Source organism: Streptomyces sp. NPDC002588, from assembly GCF_040295925.1.
Lineage (GTDB): Bacteria > Actinomycetota > Actinomycetes > Streptomycetales > Streptomycetaceae > Streptomyces.
Genome location: NZ_JBEOWF010000029.1, coordinates 1 through 22,949, shown reverse-complemented (window position 1 = coordinate 22,949; position 22,949 = coordinate 1). Strand labels below are relative to the sequence as shown.

Annotated in this window: 15 protein-coding genes; 7 read left to right on the top strand and 8 right to left on the bottom strand. The window is 72.9% G+C overall.

The features are described 5' to 3' along the window. Positions 1-96: 96 nt before the first annotated feature. Entirely contained in the window at positions 97-1,134 is a 1,038-nt protein-coding gene (locus tag ABT057_RS29720; protein WP_352346694.1) for an N-acetylglucosamine kinase, read from the top strand. Between the two features lie 8 nt (positions 1,135-1,142). Continuing rightward, complete coding sequence (locus ABT057_RS29715; RefSeq protein ID WP_352346693.1) at positions 1,143-3,458, top strand: glycoside hydrolase family 3 N-terminal domain-containing protein; 2,316 nt, start codon at positions 1,143-1,145, stop codon at positions 3,456-3,458. Here the strand turns inward: ABT057_RS29715 and ABT057_RS29710 are convergent. The 6 genes from ABT057_RS29710 to ABT057_RS29685 all read right to left on the bottom strand — a co-directional run bounded on the left by ABT057_RS29710 (position 3,422) and on the right by ABT057_RS29685 (position 12,814). Continuing rightward, complete coding sequence (locus ABT057_RS29710; protein ID WP_502973984.1) at positions 3,422-4,270, bottom strand: carbohydrate ABC transporter permease; 849 nt, start codon at positions 4,268-4,270, stop codon at positions 3,422-3,424. The two genes, ABT057_RS29715 and ABT057_RS29710, sit on opposite strands and share 37 nt — an antisense overlap. A 26-nt stretch (positions 4,271-4,296) precedes the next feature. Then, positions 4,297-5,319 (bottom strand): carbohydrate ABC transporter permease, encoded by a 1,023-nt coding sequence (locus ABT057_RS29705; protein WP_352346795.1) that lies wholly within the window; start codon positions 5,317-5,319, stop codon positions 4,297-4,299. Then, positions 5,319-6,689 (bottom strand): extracellular solute-binding protein, encoded by a 1,371-nt coding sequence (locus tag ABT057_RS29700; RefSeq protein WP_352346691.1) that lies wholly within the window; start codon positions 6,687-6,689, stop codon positions 5,319-5,321. The genes ABT057_RS29705 and ABT057_RS29700 overlap by 1 nt, the downstream gene beginning before the upstream one ends. A 177-nt stretch (positions 6,690-6,866) precedes the next feature. Further along, positions 6,867-7,559 (bottom strand): peptidyl-prolyl cis-trans isomerase, encoded by a 693-nt coding sequence (locus ABT057_RS29695; RefSeq protein ID WP_352346690.1) that lies wholly within the window; start codon positions 7,557-7,559, stop codon positions 6,867-6,869. Continuing rightward, entirely contained in the window at positions 7,556-11,821 is a 4,266-nt protein-coding gene (locus tag ABT057_RS29690; protein WP_352346689.1) for a glycoside hydrolase family 38 N-terminal domain-containing protein, read from the bottom strand. The genes ABT057_RS29695 and ABT057_RS29690 overlap by 4 nt, the downstream gene beginning before the upstream one ends. 108 nt (positions 11,822-11,929) lie before the next feature. After that, complete coding sequence (locus tag ABT057_RS29685) at positions 11,930-12,814, bottom strand: MurR/RpiR family transcriptional regulator (protein ID WP_352346688.1); 885 nt, start codon at positions 12,812-12,814, stop codon at positions 11,930-11,932. 180 nt (positions 12,815-12,994) lie between these two features. Between ABT057_RS29685 and ABT057_RS29680 the strand changes: the two genes are divergently transcribed. Next, the gene (locus tag ABT057_RS29680) at positions 12,995-13,783 is read left to right on the top strand and encodes a sugar isomerase domain-containing protein (RefSeq protein ID WP_352346687.1); all 789 of its coding nucleotides are present in this window, start codon (positions 12,995-12,997) and stop codon (positions 13,781-13,783) included. 9 nt (positions 13,784-13,792) lie between these two features. On the opposite strand, the gene ABT057_RS29675 is transcribed toward ABT057_RS29680, so the two are convergent. Then, positions 13,793-16,966 (bottom strand): beta-N-acetylglucosaminidase domain-containing protein, encoded by a 3,174-nt coding sequence (locus ABT057_RS29675; protein WP_502973983.1) that lies wholly within the window; start codon positions 16,964-16,966, stop codon positions 13,793-13,795. Positions 16,967-17,075: 109 nt separating this feature from the next. On the opposite strand from ABT057_RS29675, the gene ABT057_RS29670 reads away from it, so the two are divergent. From ABT057_RS29670 to ABT057_RS29655, 4 genes are all read left to right on the top strand, one after another. After that, entirely contained in the window at positions 17,076-18,086 is a 1,011-nt protein-coding gene (locus tag ABT057_RS29670; RefSeq protein WP_352346686.1) for a Ppx/GppA family phosphatase, read from the top strand. A 58-nt stretch (positions 18,087-18,144) separates the two neighbouring features. Continuing rightward, positions 18,145-20,286: a SpoIIE family protein phosphatase gene (locus ABT057_RS29665; protein ID WP_352346685.1), complete on the top strand. Its 2,142-nt coding sequence runs from the start codon at positions 18,145-18,147 to the stop codon at positions 20,284-20,286. A 95-nt stretch (positions 20,287-20,381) separates the two neighbouring features. Continuing rightward, complete coding sequence (locus tag ABT057_RS29660; protein ID WP_352346684.1) at positions 20,382-21,218, top strand: alpha/beta fold hydrolase; 837 nt, start codon at positions 20,382-20,384, stop codon at positions 21,216-21,218. A 22-nt stretch (positions 21,219-21,240) separates the two neighbouring features. Next, positions 21,241-21,774, top strand: a complete 534-nt coding sequence (locus tag ABT057_RS29655; protein ID WP_352346793.1) for a TetR/AcrR family transcriptional regulator — start codon at positions 21,241-21,243, stop codon at positions 21,772-21,774. 75 nt (positions 21,775-21,849) lie between these two features. Here ABT057_RS29655 and ABT057_RS29650 read toward each other — a convergent pair whose 3' ends face one another. After that, complete coding sequence (locus ABT057_RS29650; protein WP_352346683.1) at positions 21,850-22,557, bottom strand: TetR/AcrR family transcriptional regulator; 708 nt, start codon at positions 22,555-22,557, stop codon at positions 21,850-21,852. Positions 22,558-22,949: the final 392 nt, after the last annotated feature.

Genomic DNA, 22,949 nt, shown 5'->3' with positions numbered 1-22,949 from the left:
AGAGACGGACGTGTGTGCGGACGGGCCGCGGACGTATGGACGGACCTCGTCTGCGGACCTTGTGTGGGGCGAATGTATCAACCACCATGGGGTGCAATGAATAGTGATTTGAACCAAGACCTCGTGGTCGGCCTGGACGCCGGCGGCACGCGTACCCGTGCCGTCCTGGCGGACCTCGGCGACGGCCGCACCCGGGGCGAGGGCACGGCCGGACCGGGAAACGCACTCACCGTGCCCGGTCCGCAGCTCGCCGACCACCTCACCGAGGCCCTCGCGCTCGCCGTGCCCGAACCGCTGCGCGGCCGGGTGGCCGCGGTGGCGGGCGGTTTCGCCGGCGCCGGACACCAGGGCCAGGGCGCCGACGAGCCCGGCCGCGTCCGGGCGCACACCGCTCTGACCGGCGCGCTCGCCCGGCTGGGCATCACCGCCGCCGAGGTCGGCGTGCACAGCGACATCGAGACCACGTTCGCGACCGCCCCCGGCCACCCCGCCGACGGTCTGGTCCTGGTGGCCGGCACCGGCGCGGTCGCCGCCCGGATCGCCGCACGGGCGCCGACCGCGACCTCCGGCGGCGACGGCTGGCTGCTCGGCGACGACGGCAGCGGCTTCTGGATCGGCCGCTCCGCCGTGCGCTGCGCGCTGCGGGCGGCCGACGGCCGCGGCGCGCCCACCGTCCTCGCCCGCGAGGTCGGCCGCGAGCTCGGGCTGCCGCCGGGCGTCCTGCCCCCGGAGGGCTACGGCGTCGCCGACGGCGTCGCCTGGACCGCGGCCCTGCGCACCGCCTACCGCGCCCATCTGCTGCCCGCCGTCATGGACCGGCCGCCGGTCCGGCTCGCCGACCACGCGCCGCTGGTCGTCCGGGCCGCCGAGGACAAGGACGACATCGCCGCGGAGATCCTGCGGGACGCCGCCCGCGCTCTCGCCGAGACCGTGACCGCCCTCGCCCCCCGCCCGGGCGAGCCCCTGGTCGTCACCGGCGGCCTCCTCGCCCCCGACGGCCCCCTGCTGACCCCTCTCACCGAACGCCTCACGCCCCTCGCGCTCACGGTCACCCCGGTGTCGGACGGCTCCCCGGGCGCCGTGGCCCTGGCCCGCCTCGCCCACGGCACCGGCCGCCGCCGCGCCCCGCACTAGGACGCCCCATGCCCACACAGGACCCCACGGTCGCCCCGCACCCCTACCTCGACCCCGCCGCCCCCGTCGACGTCCGGGTCGCCGACCTCCTCTCCCGGATGACCCTCCGCGAGAAGGCGGGCCAGCTCAACCAGCGGATGTACGGCTGGCACGCCTACCGGCCCACCCCCGACGGGGACTTCCGGATCACCGAGGCCCTGCGGGCCGAGACCGAACGTTTCGAGGGCCTCGGCGCCCTGTACGGGCTGATGCGGGCCGACGCCTGGTCCGGCGTCGACCACGGTGACGGACCGGGCGCGAAGGACAGCGCCGACCTCGCCGACCTGGTCCAGCGCCATGTCCTGGAGAGCAGCAGGCTGGGGATCCCCGCCCTGTTCGTCGAGGAGGTCCCGCACGGCCACATGGCCCTCGACGGCACGGTCTTCCCGGTCAACCTGGCCGTCGGCGCCACCTGGGACCCCGCCCTCTACGAGCGGGCGGCCGCCCACGCCGCCGCCGAGCTGCGCGCCCGGGGCGGCCATGTGGCGCTGGTGTCCGCGCTGGACATCGCCCGGGACCCGCGCTGGGGCCGCACCGAGGAGTGCTTCGGCGAGGACCCCTACCTCGCGGCCCGGCTGACCGAGGCGCTGGTCCGAGGAATGCAGGGCACGGGCGCCGGCTCCGGAGAACTGTTCGCCGACGACAAGGCTCCCGTCGTCCTCAAGCACTTCGCCGGGCAGGGCGCCACCGTCGGCGGCCGCAACTCCGCCGAGTCCGAACTCGGCCCGCGCGAACTGCACGAGATCCACCTCCCGGCGGCCCGGGCCGGCATCCGCGCCGGAGCCGCCGCCGTCATGGCCGCCTACAACGAGGTCGACGGGCTGCCCTGCGCCGGCAACCGTGCCCTCCTCACCGGTCTGCTCCGCGACCGCTGGGGCTTCGAGGGCCTGGTCATGGCCGACGGACTCGCCGTGGACCGGCTGGCCCGCATCACCGGCGACAGGGTCTCCGCCGGCGCCCTCGCCCTGGCCGCCGGGGTCGACCTCAGCCTCTGGGACGAGGGCTTCACGCATCTGGCCGAGGCCGTCGAACGGGGACTGGTGAGCGAGGCCGCCGTGGACGCCGCCGTCGCCCGCGTGCTGCGCCTGAAGTTCCGCCTCGGACTGTTCGAGCAGCCGTACACGCGCCGCAGACCGATTCCCGAGGAGACGGGGCGCGCCCTCAGCACCGGTCTGGCCCGCGCCTGCGTCACCCTCCTCCACAATTCGGCCGGTGTCCTGCCCGTCGGGCCCTCGGTGCGGCGCATCGCCGTGCTCGGCCCGCACGCCGCCACCACCGCCCACCAGCTCGGCGACTACACCGCCCCGCAGCGCCCCGGCACCGGCGTGAGCGTCCTCGACGCCCTGCGCCGCCTCGCCCCGCCCGGCACGGACGTCCGCCACGCCCGGGGCGCGGCCCTCACCGGTGCCGACCGCACCGGCCTCCCCGAGGCGATCGCCACGGCAGCCTCCTGCGACCTGGCCGTACTCGTCCTGGGCGGCAGCAGCGCCCGCACCGCCGACACCGAGTTCGACGCCAACGGGGCCGCGCGGACGGTCGTGTCCGAGATGACCTGCGGTGAGGGCGTCGACCTCGCCGGGCTGCGGCTGGGCGAGGCCCAGCACGCGCTGCTCGACGCGGTCACCGCCACCGGCACCCCCACCGTGGTCGTCCTGATCCAGGGCCGCCCGCATGCCGTGCCCGAGGCGGCGGACCGGGCCGGCGCCCTGCTCACCGCCTGGTATCCCGGGCCGTGGGGTGGCGAGGCGATCGCGGAGGTCCTGCTCGGGCGCACCGAACCGGCCGGCCGCCTCCCCGTCTCCGTCCCGCGCTCCGCCGACCGGCTCCCCGTCCACTACAACCACAAGGACACCGAGTACGGCTCGTACGCCGACGGCGACGCCGGTCCCCTCTACTCCTTCGGGCACGGGCTGTCGTACACGGCGTTCTCCTACGGCCCGCCCCGGCTGACCGGCGACACCGTCGAGGTGGACGTCACCAACACCGGCGCCCGGCCCGGCCGCAGCGTCGTCCAGTTCTACGTCCGCCGGCTGCGCACGTCCGTCTGGCCGCGCACGCTGGAGCTGCGGGCGTTCGAGGGCGTGTGGCTCGCCCCGGGGGAGTGCCGCACGGTCGCGACACGCCTCGGCGCCGACCAACTGGAGATGGTCGGCGCCGATCTGGAGACGTTCGTACCGTCACAGGCGGTGGAGATCCGGGTCGCCGCGTCCGCGCGCGAGGCGCTGGACGCCGTACCTCTGGTCTTCGGTCAGAGCTTGACGGCGCCGGCCGAGACGCCGCGGTAGAACCAGCGCTGGGTGATCACGAACAGCACCAGCACCGGGATCACGGAGATCACCGAACCGGCCATCACGACCCGCTGGTCGTAGCCGAACGACGAGCTCTGCAGCCGGGACAGACCCAGCGTCAGCGTCATGTGGTCCTCGGAGCGCAGCACGATCTGCGGCCACAGGAAGTCGTCCCAGGCGCTGATGAAGGTGTTGATGGTGACCACCATGATCGCGCCCCAGGCGGACGGCAGATACAGATGCCGGAAGCGCTGCCACTCGTTCGCGCCGTCGAGCATCGCCGAGTCCTCGATCTCGCGGGGCACCGCGAGGAACGCCCCGCGCATCAGCAGCACGTTGATGGCGCCGACGAACCCCGGCAGCCACACGCCGGCCAGGTTGTCGACCAGACCCAGGTCACGGATGCTCAGGAACAGCGACACCATGATCGACTCGAACGGGAACATCATGGAGGCCACCAGCACCACCCAGACCGCCTTGCGGCCCTTCCAGCCGGGCTTGGAGAGCATGTAGCCGGCGGTGGTGGAGAACAGCAGCTGGCTGGTGATCGACAGGATCACCACGATCATGCTGTTCCTGATGTACGTGGCCATCGGCACCTGGTCGAAGACCTGACGGTAGGCGCGCAGGGTCGGGTGGTGCGGCAGCAGGGAGGCGTTCGAGCCGAAGACGTCCTCGCTCGTGCTCTTCAGCGACGCCAGCAACTGCCAGACCAGCGGGCCGACGGTGATACCGAGCACCAGGAGCAGCAGCAGGTAGCGGACGACGAGCTCGCGCGGGCGGCCGTAGTCACGCCAGCGCGGCACCATCCGCCGGGGCTTCTCCACCGCGGTCGTCACGACTCGTCCTCCTTCGTCAGCCGCTGCGCCAGCAGGGTCAGCCCCAGCGTCAGCGCGAACAGGGCCACACTGACCGCCGAGCCGTAACCGGCGTTGCCGGTGAGCGGGTCCAGGCCGACATCCTTGATGTAGAAGGGCAGCGTGCGGTCGGCGCCGCCGGGCCCGCCGGTGGAGCTGCCCAGCATGTAGATCTCGGTGTACACCCGGAGCGAACCGATGCCGGTGAGCGTGCCGACCAGCATCATGGCCTGCCGCACGCCCGGCACGGTGATGTGCCAGAAGCGCCGGGCGGCGCCGGCGCCGTCCATGGACGCCGCCTCGTGCAGCTCCTTCGGCACGTTCCCCAGGGCGGCCAGGTAGAAGATCATGTACCAGCCGAGCCCCTTCCACAGGGTCAGGCCCATCGCCGACAGCAGGATCAGCCAGGAGTCGGACAGGAAGGGGATGGCGTCCTTGATCAGATGCGCCTTCTCCAGCCAGGTGTTGACCAGGCCGTCGTCGGCCAGCAGCCACTGCCAGCTCAGACCCACGACCACGCTGGAGGCGAGGACCGGGGTGTAGAACGCGGAGCGGAAGAAGCCGATGCCGGGCAGGTTCTTCTCCACCAGGACGGCCAGCAGCAGCGGCAGCAGCACCATCAGCGGGATCACGATCAGCGCGTACAGGATGCTGTTGCGGGTCGCCAGCCAGAAGTCCGAGTCGTCCAGCATCCGGGTGTAGTTGTCGAGACCGACGAAGCCCGCCGCGCCGCCGAGCGGCTTGGCGTCGGTGAACGACAGCAGGACGGTGTTGAAGAACGGGAACACGCCGAAGATCACCGCGCAGGCGACCGCGGGCGCGGTCCACAGCCAGGGCAGCCACCAACGGCGGTACAGCGCCGCTCCGTTGGCGCCCGGAGCGGGGCCGGGCAGCACGGCCCGGAGGATTCGACGGGTGCGGGACGGGGCCGGGCCCGGCGCGGAGGAGCTGTGCTCCGCACCGGGCACCGACACCGGCTTCATGATCTGCGTCGCCACGATCAGCCCGCCTGCTTCAGCAGCTCGTTGACCTTGGCCTCGGCGTCCGTCACGGCCTGCTTGGCGCTCTTCTTGCCCTGCATCGCCAGCTGCACCTGGGCCACGATCGCGTTCTGCGCGGCCGGGGAGAGGTTGGTCTGGAAGGCGGTCGTGGTCTTCAGCTGCTCGGCGACGAGCTTGCGGGCCTCGGAGAAGGGGTCGTTGCCGGTCACCTTCTGGAAGAAGGGGTCGTTCAGCGAGTCGGCGGTCGTCGGGAAGATCACCACGTTCGGGTCCTTGCACCAGGCCGTCTGGTTCTCGGCGTTGGTCAGGAACTCCGCGAAGGCGAGCGCGGCGGGTGCGTGCTTGCTGGTGGCGGCGACGGCGATGTACTGCGGGGCACCGGTGGTGTGGCCGAGCTTGTCGAAGGGCTGCTGGCCGACGGCGGTCTTGGCGTAGACCGACGGGCTGTTCTGCTTCACGAAGCGCACGAAGCTCGGGTTCGTCGAGCCGTAGGCGACCTTCCCCTGGCTGTACAGCGTGGAGGGGTCGTTGCTGGAGGACAGCGAGTCCTTAGGCATGGCCCCTTCCTTGTACAGCTTCGCCATCCACTCGACCCACTCGGTGGTCCTCGGGTCGTCGGCGAAGACGGCGGACTTTCCGTTGGCGGCCAGCACCTGGATGTTCATCTGGTCCCAGTCGGCCGGAATCCGCCAGACCGGGTTGGCCATCGTCGCGTAGTACTTGCCGTCCGCCGCCTTGGCGATCTTCTCGTAGTCGGCGAACAGTCCGAACATCGTCGTCGGCGGCTTCGCCGGGTCGATCCCGGCCTGCTGGAGCAGGTCCTTGTTGTACGTCAGGACGATGCCGCCGGTGTACCAGGGGAACACGGTGTGCTGCGGCATGCCCGTGGAGTCCTTCATCGTGCTGGAGTTCCAGAACGCGGGGACGAACGGCTTCTCGGCGTCCGGGGCCTTCACGCCGAGGTTGAGCAGGTAGCCGGCCTTGGTGAGGGCGGTCCCGGTCTCGGAGTTGAGGTTGAGCACGTCCGGCAGGGTGCAGGCCTGTGCGTCGGCGACGGTGCGCTGGGTGAAGGTGTTGTCGCCGGGGTCGTCGATCCACTTGACCGTCGTGCCGGGGTGGGCCTTCTCGAAGTCCTTGATCACCCCGTTGAAGAAGTCCCCGAAGTCCTTCTTCAGGTTGGTCGTCTGGAAGGTGATCTTCCCCTTGACGTCCCCGGTGAGCTTTCCGGAACCGACGTTGCCCTTGTCGACCTTGCAGCCGCCGGCTGTGGCGTCCCCGCTGTCGGAGCCGCCCGACAGGCCGCAGCCGGCGGCGGTCAGGGCGAGGGCTATGACGCCTGCCACGGTTCCGGTAAGTCTTCCCGCGCGCATGTTGCCTCCTGCGATCAGTCAGCCACTGGTTGAAGCCGCCGGCTCGTCCCCGCGGCCTGTCCTCTGCTGGTTCAAATCACCAACATGGACTTCGATTGATGAAAAGGTGGACCAGAATTCATCGGAGGTCAATGGCTGGCCGTGTTGCTTTTCGGTTCCGTGTCGTTACCGGCGTGTTCAGTGCCGGTGCTCGTGGTCGGGGTGCGACGGATCGCCCGGGTGCTCGTGCCCCGCCGTGTACTCGACGTCCGCCCGGGCGCGGTCCAGCCAGTCGAAGAACGCCTGCCGGGCCACCGCCCGCCGCAGTTCGCGCACGATCTCCTCGCGGACCTTCCGGTACGGCAGGACGTCGGAGGCCCGCAGGGCGCCGTAGGGGTCGACCCCGAGCCGCAGCGCCTCCCGGGTGAGGAACCGGTCGCGGTTGCGGTCGTAGTAGTCCCGCACGGCCCGCTCCGGGACCTTCTGCTCGGCTTCCAGCGCCGCCAGCAGCAGACGCGCGGCCGGGGAGTGGGCGAGCGCCACGGCGACGATGCTGCCCAGGTCGGCGACGTCGGTCCCCGACACCGTCGGCACACGGGCCGGGGACACCTCGGCCGGCGGCGCGAGACCGCGCTCCGCGCAGGCCCGCCGGGCGAGTTCGTCGGTGACCACGACCTGCGTGGCCCAGCGTCTGCGCTGCCGCTCGGCCCGCGCGAGAGCCTCCGGCCGGGTCTCCCGGTCCCGGGCGGGCACGGCCGACAGCAGCGCCTCCACCCGGGCCGTGGGGACCTCCTCCCCGGCGACCACCGCGGCCGGCCCGCCCGGGCCGCCCGGGTGCCGGTGTCCGTGCCGCTGCCCTGTCCCGGGTACGGCGTCCGTGGGCCCGCTCATTCCGTCACCTCCAGCACGACCGCCTCCGTGTAGGCGACACAGCCGTGCCAGCCGGCCTTCGCCATCAGCCAGTACGACCCCGGCGGGGCCGCCGATCCGTCCACCTCGACCAGGTGCCGCAGCTCCTCGCCGGCGGCCACGGTGAACCCCTGGCAGCCCGGCCCGACCCCGGCCCAGGTGCCCCAGGACGACACCGCCCACAGCGTCCCGCTCACCGGCCCGCGGGTCGTGTTGCGCAGGATCACCGGCACCCGCGCCCGCTCACCCCGGCGTACCTCGACCCGGTCCACGCCCAGTTCCATCACCAGGCTCGGCCCGGTCCGCCCGTCCGGCCCGCCTTCCGGGGCCTCGCCCGGCACATCGAGGGCGACCGTGTCCTCGAACGTCTGCCCGCCGTACGCCAGCCGCGCGGCGAGAAGATACCGGCCGGGCACGGGGTCCGCCGGAGGTGTGACGGTGACCTCGGTGAGCGTGAAGCCGCCCGGGCCGAGCGCGTACGGCAGTTCGGCGGGCTCGGCACTCCAGCCGGACGGCACCTCCAGGGCCACCGTGCCCGACACGGGCGCGTCGGTCAGCTCGGAGGAGACCCGGACCGTCGCCGTGACGGGGCCGTCGGCGGTGAGCGCGGCCGGGGAGAGGTGGACGGCCACGGGCAGGTTCCCGCGCGGCGCGGGGCCGGAGTTGTGCAGCCAGTAGCGGGTGTGCACCGGCTGGGCCGGTTCGTGGGCGGCGACGGCGGGACCCTCCGCCCGCCGAGCGTCCCGCGGCACGGCCAGGACGGTGGCCACCTCGAAGCCCGTCAGGTCCAGCTCCAGCGCGCCGTCCGGGCCGGGCACCAGGGACTCTCCGGGCCGTTCCAGCACGTCCGCCCGGGCCCCTTCGGCCCACGCCGAGGGCCCCGTCAGCCGCGCCCGCACCGGGCGCCCGTCCACCTCGTGCGCCCGTACGACGATCCCGCGCGCGGGGTCCGCGGGAGCGGCGGAGCCCCGGGCCAGCGGCGAACCGGCCGGTTTCAGCGCGTCCAGCAGCACCCGGCCCTCGGGCTGCACACTCAGCAGGGACGCGGTCCTGGGCAGGTCGGCCGGGGTCTCGCCGGGCTCCCGCAGCCGTGCGGTCAGCGGATGGTTGAAGGCGTGCCCGGCCCGCGGCCAGCCCAGGTCGCGCCAGTCGCCCTCGCCCGCGACGACCGCGTACTCGAACGTGTGCGACCAGCGTTGCAGCTGGAAGGCGGAGCCGTCCGGGGCGGTGCGCCGCGGTGGGTCGACCCAGATGCCCGAGGGCCAGCCGGTGCAGGAACGCATCAGGGACATGTAGAGGTCGCCGGAGGAGGTGACCACACAGCCCGGTGTGCCCCGGTTGAGGACGGCGAAGCCCCGGCCGTCCCAGGCGTCGCCCGGCGGCAGCGCCTCACCGGCGCCGGGCGCCGTGGCCCGCACGGTCGCGTCGTCCAGGTCGGCGACCAGCGCGTCCACGGCCTTCGCGTCGTCCTCGGGCCGGGCGCCCGCCACCACCAGCAGCGGCAGCCGCTCCAGGTCGCGCAGGTCCGCGCCGGGCACCCACTCCTCGCGCAGCGAGGCACGCGGCGCCACCCACACGGCGGCCAGGCCCCCTTCGGCCAGCTGGCGGCGCAGTTCCCGGGCGGCCGCCGGGTCCCAGCCGAGGGCCTCGGCGACGACGCCGTTGCGTTCCGGGCCGCCCACGGCGATGCGGATGTCGGGCAGGTTGGAGTCGACCTCGAGGTCGCCGTAGCGTGGGCCGCCCGCGATCGTCGACGTGGCCGTCACGCCCGAGCGCACCAGGGCGGCGGACAGCGGGGTGCCCAGCTCACCGGCGGTGTCCCAGTCGGTGAAGATCAGCTCGGCGACGCCGATCGACCGGTGCCCGAGCGGTTTGCCGGCGCCGTCGTGGAGGGCGACCCGGGCCGTGGAGCCGAGCCCGAACCAGGTGTTGGCCGGGTTGTCGAGCGTCCAGGGGAACTCCTTGCTGTCCACCTCCACGAACCCGAAGCCGCGCCCGATCACCGCGTCCGCGACCTCGTGCACCGGCAGTCCGCCGCGCACGTCCGAGGGCCAGCGCACCCGGATCAGCCGGTCGGCGCCGTCGTAGCCGTCGATCGTCGTCGTCACGTCCAGCCGGTCGACGCCCGCCCACAGCGTGAGCCGCTGGGTGTAGCGGAACAGGCCGAGGTCGGCGCGGACGGTGATGCGGGAGCCCGCCGGCGAGTGCTCGACATCGATGTCAGCCGCGGTGTCCCGACTGCGCGCGACGGTGGTCCCGGTCGGGGTGAGGTGCCAGGGCCCCTCGCCGAAGCGCGGATGCCGCGGGTACTCCTCCTGCACCACCAGCTCGTTGCCGATGTCCCCGGGGCGCAGCAGCTCCCGGCCGCCCTCGCCGAGCGCGCGCAGGCTGCTCACGCCGCCGCCGCGCGCCGGGTCGACCGTCACCTCGTAGAACTCGTTGCGGATGGCCGTCCCCTCGCCGGGCGTCCAGCCCGGCACCCGCCCCTCCGCGAGCGAGAGCGCCTTCAGGCCCATGCCGGGCACGTCCGGTACGACGACCTTGAGTTCGCCGTCCTCGCACACCGCGGGCAGCGGCAGCCCGGTGAGGTCCAGCGGGACCAGACCCGGGTCGGGAGCCGTCAGCACGTCACGGCGCTGCCAGGTCGCGGAGTTGAAGACGACCAGGTCGGGCGCGCCGCCCGGCAGCGGGACCACCCGGCGGGCCAGCGCGTCGGTCGCGTCGGCGTGCACGGCCCCGGCCAGGTCGTACAGCTCCCGCCAGCCGGTGAGCAGGTCGATGTAGACCTGGTCCGACTCGGAGCCGGTGATCGCGTCGTGGTGGGCGCCGTAGATCAGCTGCCGCCAGGCCTTGTCCAGGGCGGCGTCCGGGTAGGCGTGCCCGGCGACGAGGGAGGCGAGGGTCGCCCAGGCCTCGGCGTCGGCGAGCAGGGCCTCGCCGTGCCGCTGCGCCTGCTTGGTGTCGATGTAGGAGACGTCCTTGCCGGTGTAGACGGGGTTCATGTCCCGGGTCTGCGGGGACGCCGTGCGTCCCTCCCGCTCCAGCTCGGCGCGGACGGCGGCGAAGAAGTCCCGGGGGACGGCGCTGACGAACCGCGGCCAGACGTACCGGGCGTTCCAGTCGCGGTGGATGCCCATCACCCAGCGGCACGGCGGGGCGTAGTCGCCGCCGACGGGCAGCAGGACGTTGCGGGTGAGCGCGACCTTCTTCAGCCCCCGGAACAGCTTGAGCGCGGCCGCCTCCGCCTCGGGGAGGCCGGGCGCGTTGTCGATGGCCCAGCCGGCGCCGTAGTGGTTGACCATGTAGGCGGTCAGCAGGCCGCGTCCGGACGGGGCGATCCAGCTGAACTCGGCGGGGAACTGCATGCGTTGCGGGTCGCGCGGCTCCTCGCCGAACACCGACAGGGTCGGCCCCCACTGGTGGAACGGGCCGCGCGCCCACGAGCTGGAGGAGATCCCCGCGTCCGCCATCAGTCCCGGGAACTGCGGGTCGTGCCCGAACGCGTCCAGCTGCCAGGCGGTCTCCGGAGCCGCCCCCATGATCCCGCGCTGGAACCCGTCGCCGTACAGCGCGTTGCGTACGGTCGCCTCGGCGCCGGTGAGGTTGGTGTTGGGCTCGTTGTAGGTGCCGCCCATGATCTCGACCCGGCCGGTCCGGATCAGCTGGCGCAGGAACGCCCGCTCCTCGGGGAAGGCGTCCCAGTAGGGCTTGAGATAGTCGACCTCGGCCAGCACGAAGGTGTAGGCCGGGTCGCGCCGGGCCAGGTCGCAGTGGGCCCGTACCAGGCTCATGCCGGACTGGCCGCGCGAGTCGAAGGTACGGGCGGGCAGCCCGGTGACGGCGGGGTCGTCGGCGACGTCCCAGGTCTCGGTGTAGGCGGCCTGGGTGTTCCACCAGACGGGGTCGTAGTGGAAGTGGCTGACCATGAACATGGTCCAGCCGGGCTCGGCGGCCGTGAACTCGGTGCTGTGCCGGGCCGTTCGGTCCCCGTCGGCGGCGGTGATGGTGATCTCGCGGCGGTCGCCGGGCGCGAGGCCGTCGGTGGTCACGGATATCTCGGCGCGCAGGCTGCCGTCCTCGCCGGTGGTGACGACGGTCTCCCCGGCCTCGCGGACGCCCTGGCCCGTCACGGTCAGCCGGACCGGCCGGCCCGGCTCGTGCTCGACGACGACGGCGACCACCTGGTGGGGCTGGTCCTCCGTGCCGGTGAAGAGCTCGGTCGACTCGGCTGAGATGACACGCATGGGGCTCCTACGAGTGTGCTCGGGGGAGCCCCATCCTGGCATCGAGGGATGGTTCAATCAACCATTCATAGCTTCCTTGGTTGGTTCATCCATGCATTACCGGTCGGCTCAGCGAGTCCGCCGGGACTTCACCGAGTGCGCCCCCGCGATGTGGTCGGTCAGGGCCAGGGAGGCGCTCGCGCGCTGGTAGGAGAGCTGTCCGACCCGGACGTAGAGGCAGTCGATGAGCATCAGCGCCGAGTGGCGGGCGCCGATGCTGCCGGTGCGGAAGCTGGTCTCCGAGGAGGCGGTGATCAGCCGCACATCGGCCGCGCGGGCCAGCGGCGAGCGCGGGTCCGCGGTCAGCGCGACGGTGGTGGCGCCGCGCTCCTTGGCCAGCTCGAACGGCTCGATCGTCTCCCGGGTCGCCCCCGAGTGCGAGATGCCGATCGCGACGTCGGCCGGTGTGAGCAGGGCGGCCGAGGTGGTGGCGCCGTGCACCTCGGTCCAGCCGCGCACCGCGCAGCCGATGCGGAACAGCCGGGTCTCGGTCTCCTGGGCGACCGCGCCGCTGCCGCCGACGCCGTAGACGTCTATGCGCCGGGCACGCGCCACGGCCTGCGCCGCGCGTTCGATCGCGTCCAGGTCGATCCGGTCGATGGTCTGCTGGATGGCCCGCAGATCGGCGGTCCCGACGACCTGCACGACCCGCTCCAGACTGTCGTCGGGGGAGATGTCCGGGCCGATCTCGGCGCTGCCCCAGTCGGAGGACTCGCCGCGGCCGCGCTCCTGCGCCAGTTCGATCAGCAGATGCTGGTAGGAGTCGAGACCGATGGCCCGGCAGAACCGGGTCACGGTGGCCTGGGAGGTGCCGGTGCGCCGGCCGAGTTCCGCCGCCGAGCAGTGGGTGACGGCGGCCGGATCCTCGAGGATCAGCTCGCCGACCTTCCGCAGGGAGCCGGGCAGCCGGGGCAGCTCGGTGCGGATCAGTGTGGTGACATCGGTCGAGGGCATGCAAAGAAGGTATCAGCCACCCGTTGACGCAGCCCTTGAATACCAGGACCGAGATCGGCCCCCGTCACCCTTGGCGAGCTGCGCCATTGCCCGCGGCGCCGGGGCTGTGATTTATTGATTCACTGATAGTTATGTATGAGGTGGTTCAATCCACCAGATACCGCCAGTGGGGAGTCCCAGGTGTCCGTCGAGTCCGCCAACGAGTCCGTGACCGAACCGGTGAGCGCCGACCGCTTCGCGCGCGAGAGTCTCTCCGTCCTGAACCGCCTCACCGAGTCCGCGCGCGCCGACGTGGACGCCGCCGCCGCGCTGATCGCCGACTGTGTGCGCGAGGACGGCGTCGTGCAGGCGTTCGGCACCGGCCACTCGCAGGCCATGGTCCTCGAACTCGCCGGCCGCGCGGGCGGCCTCGTGCCCACCAACCGGCTCAGCATGGCCGACCTCGTCCTCTACGGCGGCGACCACCCGAGCGTCCTCGACGACCCGCTGCTGGAACGGCAGCCCGGTGTCGCGGCCCGCCTCTACGACCTCGCCGCCCCGCACCGCCAGGATCTCTTCGTCATCATCTCCAACTCCGGTGTGAACAACGTTGTCGTCGAGATGGCCCTGCAGGCCAAGGAGCACGGCCACCGGCTCCTCGCCATCACCTCCCTCACCCACACCCGGGCCGTCCCGGCCGCCCACCCCAGCGGCAAGAAGCTCGTCGACCTCGCCGACGTCGTCCTCGACAACGCGGCCCCGCGCGGGGACGCCCTCCTCGAACTCCCCGGCGGCGGCGCGGTCTGCGCCCTGTCCACGCTGACCGGGGTGCTGCTGGTGCAGATGGCGGTCGCCGGGGCCGCCGCCCGCCTCCTCGCCACCGGCGACCGCCCCCCGGTCTATGTCTCCGCCAACGTGCCCGGCGGCTTCGAGGGCAACCTCGAACTGGAGAAGCGGTACGCCGGACGGATCCGGCGCACCGCCAGTTGAGCCGGGGCCCTACGGCACCGGTACGGGGGTCAGCGCGACCGCCAGCGGATAGGCGCCGGTCGGCAGCGCGGGCCCGAGGGTTCCGGACGCCGTGTCGACCGGCACCAGCGTGTTGCCGTCGGCCGTCGTGACGTACGCCGTGCCGCCCTTCCAGTCCAGGCCCACGTCGAAGGCCGACCTGCCCACGGTGACCGGTGTCCCCGGGGCACCGGTCACCGTGTCGACCGGTGTGACGGTGTCGCCGTTGCTCGGACTGACCCACAGGGTGCGGCCGTCGGGCGAGAGAGCCAGGCCGTACGCCTGGCCGGTGACCAGGAGGGTCGGCTCGGTGTCGTTCGTGGCCGTGTCGATCGGAGTCACCGTCGAACCGCCCGAGTCGGACACGTACACGGTCCTGCCGTCGGGCGCCGCGACCACGTTGAACGGTGACGGGCCCACGGGAATCGCCTTCCCCGCCGTGCGGGTCGCGAGGTCGACCGGGGTGACCGTGGCGTCGTGGATGTTCGCCACGTACAGCGTGTCCCCGTCGGGCGTGACCGCCATGTTCTCCGGACCCGAGCCGACCGTGACCGCCGCTCCCGCGGTGAGCGTGCCGGTGTCGACGGGCTGTACCGTGCCGTCCGTGTAGTCGGCGACCCAGAGCGTGCCGCCGTCGGGCGTGAGCGCCAGCCCGGACGGGACGCGGCCCACCGCCACCGTGCCGGTGACCGTCCCGCTCGACACGTCGATCACACTGACCGTGTCCGACCCCTGGTTCGCCGCGTACGCGGTACGGCCGTCGGCGCTCACCACCACCTCGCCGGGGTTGGCGCCCACCTTGATCTCGGTGCCGTCCCCGGACCCGAGGTCCAGCGAACTGACCGACGCGCCGCTGAAGTTCGCGGTGAGCGCCCGTGGCGTCCCCCGGCCGTCGCTCACCTGGACGGGTATCGCCCGGGTGAGGCCGGCGGAACCGCTCGACACCACGACCGAGCGGACACCCGCCGAGGCGCCCTCGGCGGCCGTGAACGTGACGGCGGCCGTCGCGCTGCCGCCCGCCGGGACGGAGAGCGTGCCGCCGTCCGGGGACGCGCCGACCCCGGCGGGAACCGTGAGCTTCCAGTCGACGGACGTCGCGGCGGTGGACCGGTCGTCGGCGAACGTGAGCTCGACCGTGGCGCTCTCCCCGGGCGCGAGGGACAGCGAGGCGGGCGAGAAGGAGGGATCCACGCCGGGATCGGGGGCGTTGCGGATCATCGCCCGGTACAGGAAGTCGTCCATCACACCCGGCGCCACCTGCTGCGGAACCGTGTCCAGCGCCTTCCGCTCGCTCCGCAGCCGGTTCCAGTACGTCGACACCGCCTCGGTGTCGCCCCGCTTGCCGGCCAGCAGCAGGTCCACGGCGGTCAGCCCGGCGGTGCCGTACGAGCCCAGCTTGTCCAGCCAGGGCGAAGTCTCCGTCAGAAAACCGGGGTTGGCGAGGCGGGCGCGCAACTGCGCCGGTGTGGCGGCCATGTCGGCGAAGTAGGACCGCAGCGCGGCCGTCGCTCGCGCGAGACCCCTGTCCTGCTCGTACGCCGTGCGGAAGGCGGCGATGAGCGGGGTCAGCGTCGGGGACTCGGTGGCGTCGAGCTGCGACGAGTAGTTGTTCTCGGCGAAGATCCGCAGCCATTTCGTCGCGGTCGCCGCGGTCGTCGCGGTCGTCGCGGTCGCCGCGGGCTGTGCGAGGTCGCGGACGGAGGCGAGGAAGGCGGCCCGCGGGTCGTAGGTGTCCGGGTTCCAGCCGAAGGCCGCCGAGGTGAACAGCGCGAGTCTGCTGGCCTCGCCCTGGACCATCGGGTTGGCGGTGACGCCGACGGCCTCCCGCGCCACGCCCGCCTCCCGGCCGGTGTACGGGCCGAGCAGCAGACGGCTGGTGGTGTAGTCGTTGACCGGGTAGTTGTCCCAGAGCAGGATCGGATGCCCGTAGACCGCGCGGGCCTGCCGCACCTGTGCGGCGGTGACCGTCGGCGCGATCACTCCGACGCCGGTCCACTCGACGACGACGTCCGGGGCGAGCTGCTCGCGCAGCGCCTTCTTGTAGGGCGTGTCGGCGAGGTCGGAGTACTCGGTGGGGACCGTCTCCAGGGGCTGGAGTCCGGAACGCCCGGCGGAGAACTCCTGCCACACCCGGTTCAGCAGCCGGGCCTGCGCGGCCCCGGCGGCCCCGCCCCCGGTGCCGAACTCCTCCTGATCGGCTGGGCAGTTCCACTTCGTGTAGCTGATGTCGTCCAGCGGGACCGCGAAGGAGCGCACCCCGATGTCGTACAGCGAGGCGAACTTGCGGACCAGCGCGGCGGCATCGGTGTCCGAGGAGTAGCAGACCGACAGGCCTGGGGAGAGGGCGTAGGTGAAACGGACGTGGTTCACGGCGGACCGGTCGACGAGTTCGCGCAACCGCCCCAGCTCGGCGGCCGGATACTCGTCCCGCCAGCGCTCCCTCAGATACACGTCGTCCTTGGGGGAGTAGACGTACGCGTTCTGCTTGGTTCGGCCGTAGAAGTCGAGCTGGCTCAGCCGCTCGGCGTGCGTCCAGGGAGTGCCGTAGAAGCCCTCGACGACCCCGCGCAGCCGGGCCGTCGGCCAGTCGCGGACCGTCACCTCGGGCAGGCGGGGGCCGGTGAGGAGCTGACGGAGGGTCTGGGCCGCGTAGAAGGTGCCGGTGGTGTCGACGCCGGAGAGGGCGAGCAGGGCGCCGCTCGCGCCACGGCCGGAGGCGAGGACGTACCCTTCCGCGGGCAGCCCGGCCGGGGACGTGACGCCGAGACGCTTCAACGCGCCTTGGGTGGCCGGGTTTTCGCCGGGGCCGCCGACGAAGACGGTGAGCCCGGCCGCCGGTCGGTGCTCGTCCGCGCCGACGGTGACGATCCGGTCGGCGCCCGCGGAGCGCAGCGCCGTCTCGACGACGCGGCGGGCCGAGGGGTCGGTGTGCGGTCCGACGACCTCCACCACCCGGTCGGGGATGGCGAGTCGACGGCCCGTGGTCTCGAGCTGCCGGGGAGTCGGCCACACCTGGGGCCGTGGCGCGGTGGCGGCCGCCGGTGCGGCGGCGGCAGGGAGGGAAGGGACCGTCAGACCGATGGCGGCCAGGAGGAGGGCCCAGCGCAGCCGCCGGGGTCTGGGGGGACGTGAGGGGCGTGGGGGTGATGAGGTGATTGAAGTCACCGGAAAATGCTAGAGATGTTGAATCAATCATTCAATAGTGTCGCCCCCGGACTCGATGTCCGTCCGAAAGCGGCCGTTTCGGTGCGGGTGGCCCGGGTACTGCGGCCCAATGAGAATCAGCGTGGTGGACGCGGGGTCGAACACGGTCCGGCTCGTGGTGGCGGACGTGGCGGGCGGCGTGCCGCTGCCCGTGCACACGTCGAAGTGGAAACTGCGCCTGTCCGAACAGGTCGAGCCGGACGGCACCATCGGCGACCGAGCCCTGGGACAACTGGCCGACGCGGTCGCGGGCGCGGCCCGCACGGCCCAGCGCTGGCACGCCGCGGAACCCCTGGCGTTCGGGACCGCGGTCGTGCGCAACGCGCCCAACCGGCTGGACGTGCTGCGCGTGGTGCACCAGGAGACCGGCGTCCCCATGTGCACCCTCACGGGCGAGACCGAGGCCGAACTGACCTTCCTGGCGGCCCGCCGGTGGATGGGCTGGCGAGCGGGCCCGATGGCCGTGCTCGACATCGGCGGCGGCTCGCTGGAGGTGGCCTTCGGCCGCGGCCGCGTGCCCGACTTCGCCGCGTCCCTGTCGCTCGGCGCGGGCCGCCTGACCCGCGAGTTCTTCCTCTCCGAGGACACGCCCACGGCGGCGGAGCTGAAGGCGCTGCGCCGCAAGGTGCGGCACGAACTGCGGGACGTGGGGGCCCGGATCCGGTGGGAGCGCCCGACGACCGCCGCGGTCACCTCGCGCACCTTCCAGCAACTGGCCCGGCTGTGTGGCGCCGCCCCGGGGCGCCGGGGGCCGTTCAGCCACCGCCGGATGGCCCGCGGGGACCTCCGCGAGGCCGTCCGCACCCTCGCCGCGCTCCCGGTGGACGAGCGCGCGCAGCTGCCGGGCATCACCGCGCCCCGTGCCGCGCAGAGCCTGGCCGGGGCGGTGGTCGGCCACACCGCTCTGAAACTCATGGGACTGCGCGCGGCCACGGTCAGCCCGTGGGCCATCCGGGAGGGGGTCATGCTGCGCTGCATCGAGGACGGCCCCGGCTGGTGGACGGACGTCGTCCGGGACACGGGCACCGCCGTGCCGCACGCCAGAGGCAACCTCCGCCTCGCCGCCGACGCCCCCGCCTGAGCGCGGGGCCCCGGCGCCATCGGAGGCCGTTCCGGCAGGTTGGGCGTATCGTCCGCTTATGGGTGGCGACCGGCGTGTCCGCCGCGGTGCCGCGCCGGGCCGGGGCGGGGGTCCGGAGCGGCTGAAGCCGTCTCTGGTGGAACTCGCCCGGGCGACCGGCGCGTCCGTGACCGCGCTGTACCTGCTGGCGCGGGACGAGCCGACCCTGCGGCTGGCCGTGCTGGGCGGGATTCCCTCGGAGATGTCCACGCCGTGGGCGGGGCTGACCCTGGACACCGCTTCCCCGGTGTCCGACGCCGTGCGCGAGCGCCGCCTGGTGTGGGTGGGCGGCCAGGAGGACATGGCGCGCCGTTACCCGCGCCTCGCGCTCGTCGTGCCGTACCGCTTCGCCCTGGCCGCCGCCGCGATCACCACGGGCCCCGACACCTGGGGCGGCCTGGTCCTGCAGTTCCCCGCCTCCCATCCGCCCCGGCTCGGTCCCACGGAACGCGACACCATCACCGGTGTCTGCGACGAACTGGGCCGGCTGCTGCGTCAGGCCGCCGCCGACGGCCGTCCGATACGGCCCGCCCCCGAGCCGGTGATGCTGCCTCCCGTGCGCGCCCGCGCCGCGGGACCGGCCGAGGCACAGGCGGCGGTCGACTTCGCCGAACGCGTGCCCGGCGGCTGCTGCTCGCTCGACGCGGACGGCCGGATCGCCTTCGTCAGCACCAAGGCCGCCGAACTGCTGGACGCGCCCGTCACCGACCTGCTGGGCACCAAGCCCTGGGAGTCCCTGCCCTGGCTGGACGAGCCGACCGCCGAGGACAGCTACCGGTCGGCCGTGCTCAGCCGTGAACCGGTGTCCTTCACCGCCCTGCGCCCGCCCGACCGGTGGCTGTCCTTCCGCCTCCATCCGGACGCCTCCGGCATCAGTGTCCAGATCGCGCCCACCCACTCGGCCCAAGCCCATGTGACGAGCCCGCCGCAGCCGCCGTCGGCGTCCACGGCCACAGCGGGGCGGGCGGCCACGCTGTTCCACCTGATGCACCTGGCCGCCACCCTCACCGAGGCCGTCGGCGTACGCGACGTCGTCGACCAGGTCACCGAGCAGATTCCGGCCGCCTTCGGCGCCGAAGCCCTCGCCCTGATGACGGCGGAGGACGGCCGGCTGCGGATCATCGGCTACCGCGGCTACAGCGCCGAACTCATGGAACGCTTCGACGCGGCCCCGCTCACCTCCGACACCCCCGCCGTACGCGTCCTGACCACGGGCGTCCCGGGATTCTTCGCCACCTTCGCCGACCTCAGGCGCACCTACCCGCCCGCCTCCCTCCAGGACGGCATGGGCGCCTGGGCCTTCCTGCCCCTGATCACCTCGGGCCGGCCCGTCGGCACGCTGGTCCTGGCCTACGACCGTCCCCACGACTTCCCGTCCGAGGAACGCTCCGTCCTCACCTCCACCGCCGGACTGATCGCCCAGGCCCTCGACCGCGCCCGGCTGTACGACACCAAGCAGCAGCTCGCCCACGACCTCCAGGCCGCCCTCCTGCCGCGCACCCTGCCGCGTGTTCCGGGCCTCGACGTGGCGGCCCGCTACCTCCCGGCCACCCGCGGCATGGACATCGGCGGGGACTTCTACGACCTCATCCGCCTCGACGACACGACGGTCGCCGCGGCCATCGGCGACGTCCAGGGCCACAACGTCAACGCCGCCGTCCTGATGGGCCAGGTCCGCACCGCCGTCCACGCCTCCGCCGGCGCCGCCCCCGACGAGGTCCTCACCCGCACCAACCGCCTCCTCACCGACCTCGACCCCGGCCTGTTCACCAGCTGCCTCTACGTCCACCTGGACCTGAGCACCCACCGGGCCCGCCTGGCCACCGCCGGACACCCCCCGCCCCTGCTGCGCCACCCCGACGGCCGCGCCGAAGTCCTCGACGTGCCGCCCGGGCTCCTCCTCGGCATCGAACCCGACGCCCGCTACGAGTCCACGGAGATCACCCTGCCACCGGGCTCCGTGCTCGTCCTCTACACCGACGGCCTCGTCGAAGCTCCGGGCATCGACCTCGACGACGCCCTCGAAGCCCTTGCCGGACAGCTCTCCCGGACCGGGCCCACCACCATGGACGCCCTCGCCGACACCCTGGTGCAGCATGCCCGCCGCTCCGCACCGCGCAGCGACGACATCGCGCTCCTCCTGGTCCACCCCGACACCTGAGGCGATCCGGTGCCGGGTGATTCCCATGCCGTTGACAGAGTTGGCTAATTGGATTAGCTTTTGGCTAACGAAGTTAGCCAAGCCTGGGAGAGGCCATGACCGAGTACCTCGCCGTCGACGGCGGCACGATCGCATACGAGGTGGCGGGGTCCGGCCCGCTGATCGTTCTCGCGCACGGCATGGGCGACAGCCGCGCCGCGTACCGCGCCGTGATCCCGCCGCTCCTGGCGGCCGGCTACCGGGTCGCCGCGGTCGATCTGCGCGGCTGCGGCGAGTCCGGCTCCGACTGGCCGGCCTGGAACCGCACCGCCGTCGCCGGCGACCTGCTCGCCGTGATCCGTCACCTGGGCGGCCCGGCCGTGCTCGTCGGCCACTCGATCTCAGGCGGCGCCGCCACCATCGCCGCGGCCCAGGAGCCCTCGCTGGTCACCGCGGTCGTCGAGCTCGCGCCGTTCACCCGCAAGCAGTCGATCCGCCTCGGCGACCTGCGGGTGAAGCGCGTCCGCCGGGGCATGCTGCGGCTGCTCGGCACGGCCGTCCTCGGCAGCGTGCCGCTCTGGCGCTCGTACCTCGACGTGGCCTACCCCGGCGTGAAGCCGGCCGACTGGGCCGAGCGGCTCGGCCGCATCGACTCCCTGCTGCGCGAGCCGGGCAGGATGAAGGCCCTGCAGGGCATGGGCCGCAGCGCCCCGACCGACGCCGACGCGCAGCTCGGCAACGTCCGCTGCCCGGTCCTGGTCGTGATGGGCACGCTCGACCCCGACTGGGCCGACCCGCACGCCGAGGGTTCGGCGATCGTCGACGCCCTCCCGTCCGGCCTCGGCCGCCTCGAGATGATCGAGGGCGCCGGGCACTACCCGCACGACCAGTTCTCCGACCAGGTGGTGTCGCTCGTGCTCGCCTTCCTCCGTTCGGACGCCGCCCGTGCCTAGGGCCGGCCTGGACCCGGCGGCCGTGGTCGCGGCCGGTGCCGCCCTCGCCGACGAGGTGGGCCTCGCCAGCCTGACGATGGGGCTGCTGGCCGAACGGGTGGGCGTGCGTACGCCGTCCCTGTACAAGCACGTGGGCGGTCAGGAGGACCTCAACCGGCGCATCGCGGCCCTGGCGTTGAGCGAGGCCGCCGACGCCGTCGGAGGCGCGGTCCAAGGGTACGCGGGCCGTGACGCCCTGGCGGCCGCGGCGCGCGCCTTCCGTGCCTTCGTCCTGGAGCACCCCGGCCGGTACGCCGCGACGATCGGCGTGGAACCGTCCGGCCCGGACGATCCGCTGGCCATCGCGGGTGAGCGGCTGCTCGGCGCGTTCACGACGGTCCTGCGCGGCTACGAACTCGGGGAGTCCGACGTGGACCACGCCCTGCGCATGCTCCGCAGCCTCTGCCACGGCTTCGCCACGCTGCAGGTGGCAGGCGGCTTCCAGTGGAGCACCGACATCGACGCGAGCTTCGAGTGGCTGATCGCCTTCGCCGACCGGGGCCTGCGTGCCATGTGAGTTCAGCCCTTCGGAGATCGCGAGGCGTTCGTTCCCGGCCCGGTGGCCGGGCGGCGGGTGCCGCGGGCTTGGTGGTCAGCCGGCGACGGGGGTGGGCTGCCAGGCGGTTTCGGGGTCGAGGGGGAGTTCGGGACGATCGCGTTTGAAGGCGGCGGCTGCTTCTTCGATGTCGGGGAGGGGGGTGCCGGGGGCGCCGAAGCCGCGCAGGAGGGTGTCGCAGTATTCGCGGGAGAGGTGGTTGGCGTCCCAGCGGCCGTCGGGTCTGGCCCATTGGTAGGTGTGGTTGTGGAGGTTGAGGAACTGCAGGGTGGCCAGGCTCGGGTCGACGGGGCGGAACCGGCCTTGTTCGACGGCTTCGGTGAGCAGGGTGCGTACGAGGTGTTCGAATTCGGTGCGTTGGCCCAGCAGGGTCTGGAGGTAGTCGCCGGTGAGGCTGCGGTAGTCGTGTTCGTAGACCCAGATGTGGTCGAGTCGGTGCAGGATGATCGTCAGGAGCGATTCCGACAGCAGGCGGAGCCGGACCAGTGGGTCGGTGTCGAGGGCGGTGATCTGCCGGGCGCGGGCGAGGAGGGGGTCCATGACCCGGGACTGGATCTCGATCAGCAGGTTTTCCTTGGACACGATGTAGTAGTAGAGGGCGCCCTTGGCGAGCCCGACCGCCCGGCCGAGGTCGTTGACGGAGGTCGCCGCGTAGCCCTGGCGGGCGAAGAGTTCCGCGGCGGTGTCGATGATCTTCTGGCGTCGGACCTCGAAGTCCGGCCCGTGGCCCGGTGGTCGTGGCATTGCTTCTCTCCCCGCCTGTCATGTCGATGTGTCGCCGAGGCGCCGTGTCCGCGTCCGGACGGCCTGTGGACCGTCCGGGGGGAAGCGGATCCGGAGCCTCGTTCCCTTGTGATCAGTTTGCTAGACCAAACGGTACATTAGCGTTGGGCTCCGGCCGCGCGGGCGCGGAAGGGCATACCCGGATTCCATGACGTGTGACGCCCGTGCCGCCGGTTTGCGGGGTGGCACGGGCATCGGGTGTGTTCAGGCGTCCGGGGTGTCGGCTTTGGAGAAGGTGAAGGCGGGGAAGTCGTTCTGGACGGATTCCCGGATCAGCTCCTGGAGTTTCCAGCGTCCGGCCGGGTTGAGGAGTTGCTTGATCGGTTTGCCGGGGATGTTGGCGCCGTAGAAGT

Excerpts from the sequence above, each read along its gene's own strand:
- ABT057_RS29695 (WP_352346690.1), bottom strand. The coding sequence starts at position 7,559 with ATGAGCGGGCCCACGGACGCCGTACCCGGGACAGGGCAGCGGCACGGA.
- ABT057_RS29670 (WP_352346686.1), top strand. The coding sequence starts at position 17,076 with ATGAGAATCAGCGTGGTGGACGCGGGGTCGAACACGGTCCGGCTCGTG.
- ABT057_RS29650 (WP_352346683.1), bottom strand. The coding sequence starts at position 22,557 with ATGCCACGACCACCGGGCCACGGGCCGGACTTCGAGGTCCGACGCCAG.
- ABT057_RS29700 (WP_352346691.1), bottom strand. The coding sequence starts at position 6,689 with ATGCGCGCGGGAAGACTTACCGGAACCGTGGCAGGCGTCATAGCCCTC.
- ABT057_RS29660 (WP_352346684.1), top strand. The coding sequence starts at position 20,382 with ATGACCGAGTACCTCGCCGTCGACGGCGGCACGATCGCATACGAGGTG.
- ABT057_RS29715 (WP_352346693.1), top strand. The coding sequence starts at position 1,143 with ATGCCCACACAGGACCCCACGGTCGCCCCGCACCCCTACCTCGACCCC.
- ABT057_RS29690 (WP_352346689.1), bottom strand. The coding sequence starts at position 11,821 with ATGCGTGTCATCTCAGCCGAGTCGACCGAGCTCTTCACCGGCACGGAG.
- ABT057_RS29665 (WP_352346685.1), top strand. The coding sequence starts at position 18,145 with ATGGGTGGCGACCGGCGTGTCCGCCGCGGTGCCGCGCCGGGCCGGGGC.
- ABT057_RS29685 (WP_352346688.1), bottom strand. The coding sequence starts at position 12,814 with ATGCCCTCGACCGATGTCACCACACTGATCCGCACCGAGCTGCCCCGG.
- ABT057_RS29710 (WP_502973984.1), bottom strand. The coding sequence starts at position 4,270 with ATGGTGCCGCGCTGGCGTGACTACGGCCGCCCGCGCGAGCTCGTCGTC.
- ABT057_RS29720 (WP_352346694.1), top strand. The coding sequence starts at position 97 with ATGAATAGTGATTTGAACCAAGACCTCGTGGTCGGCCTGGACGCCGGC.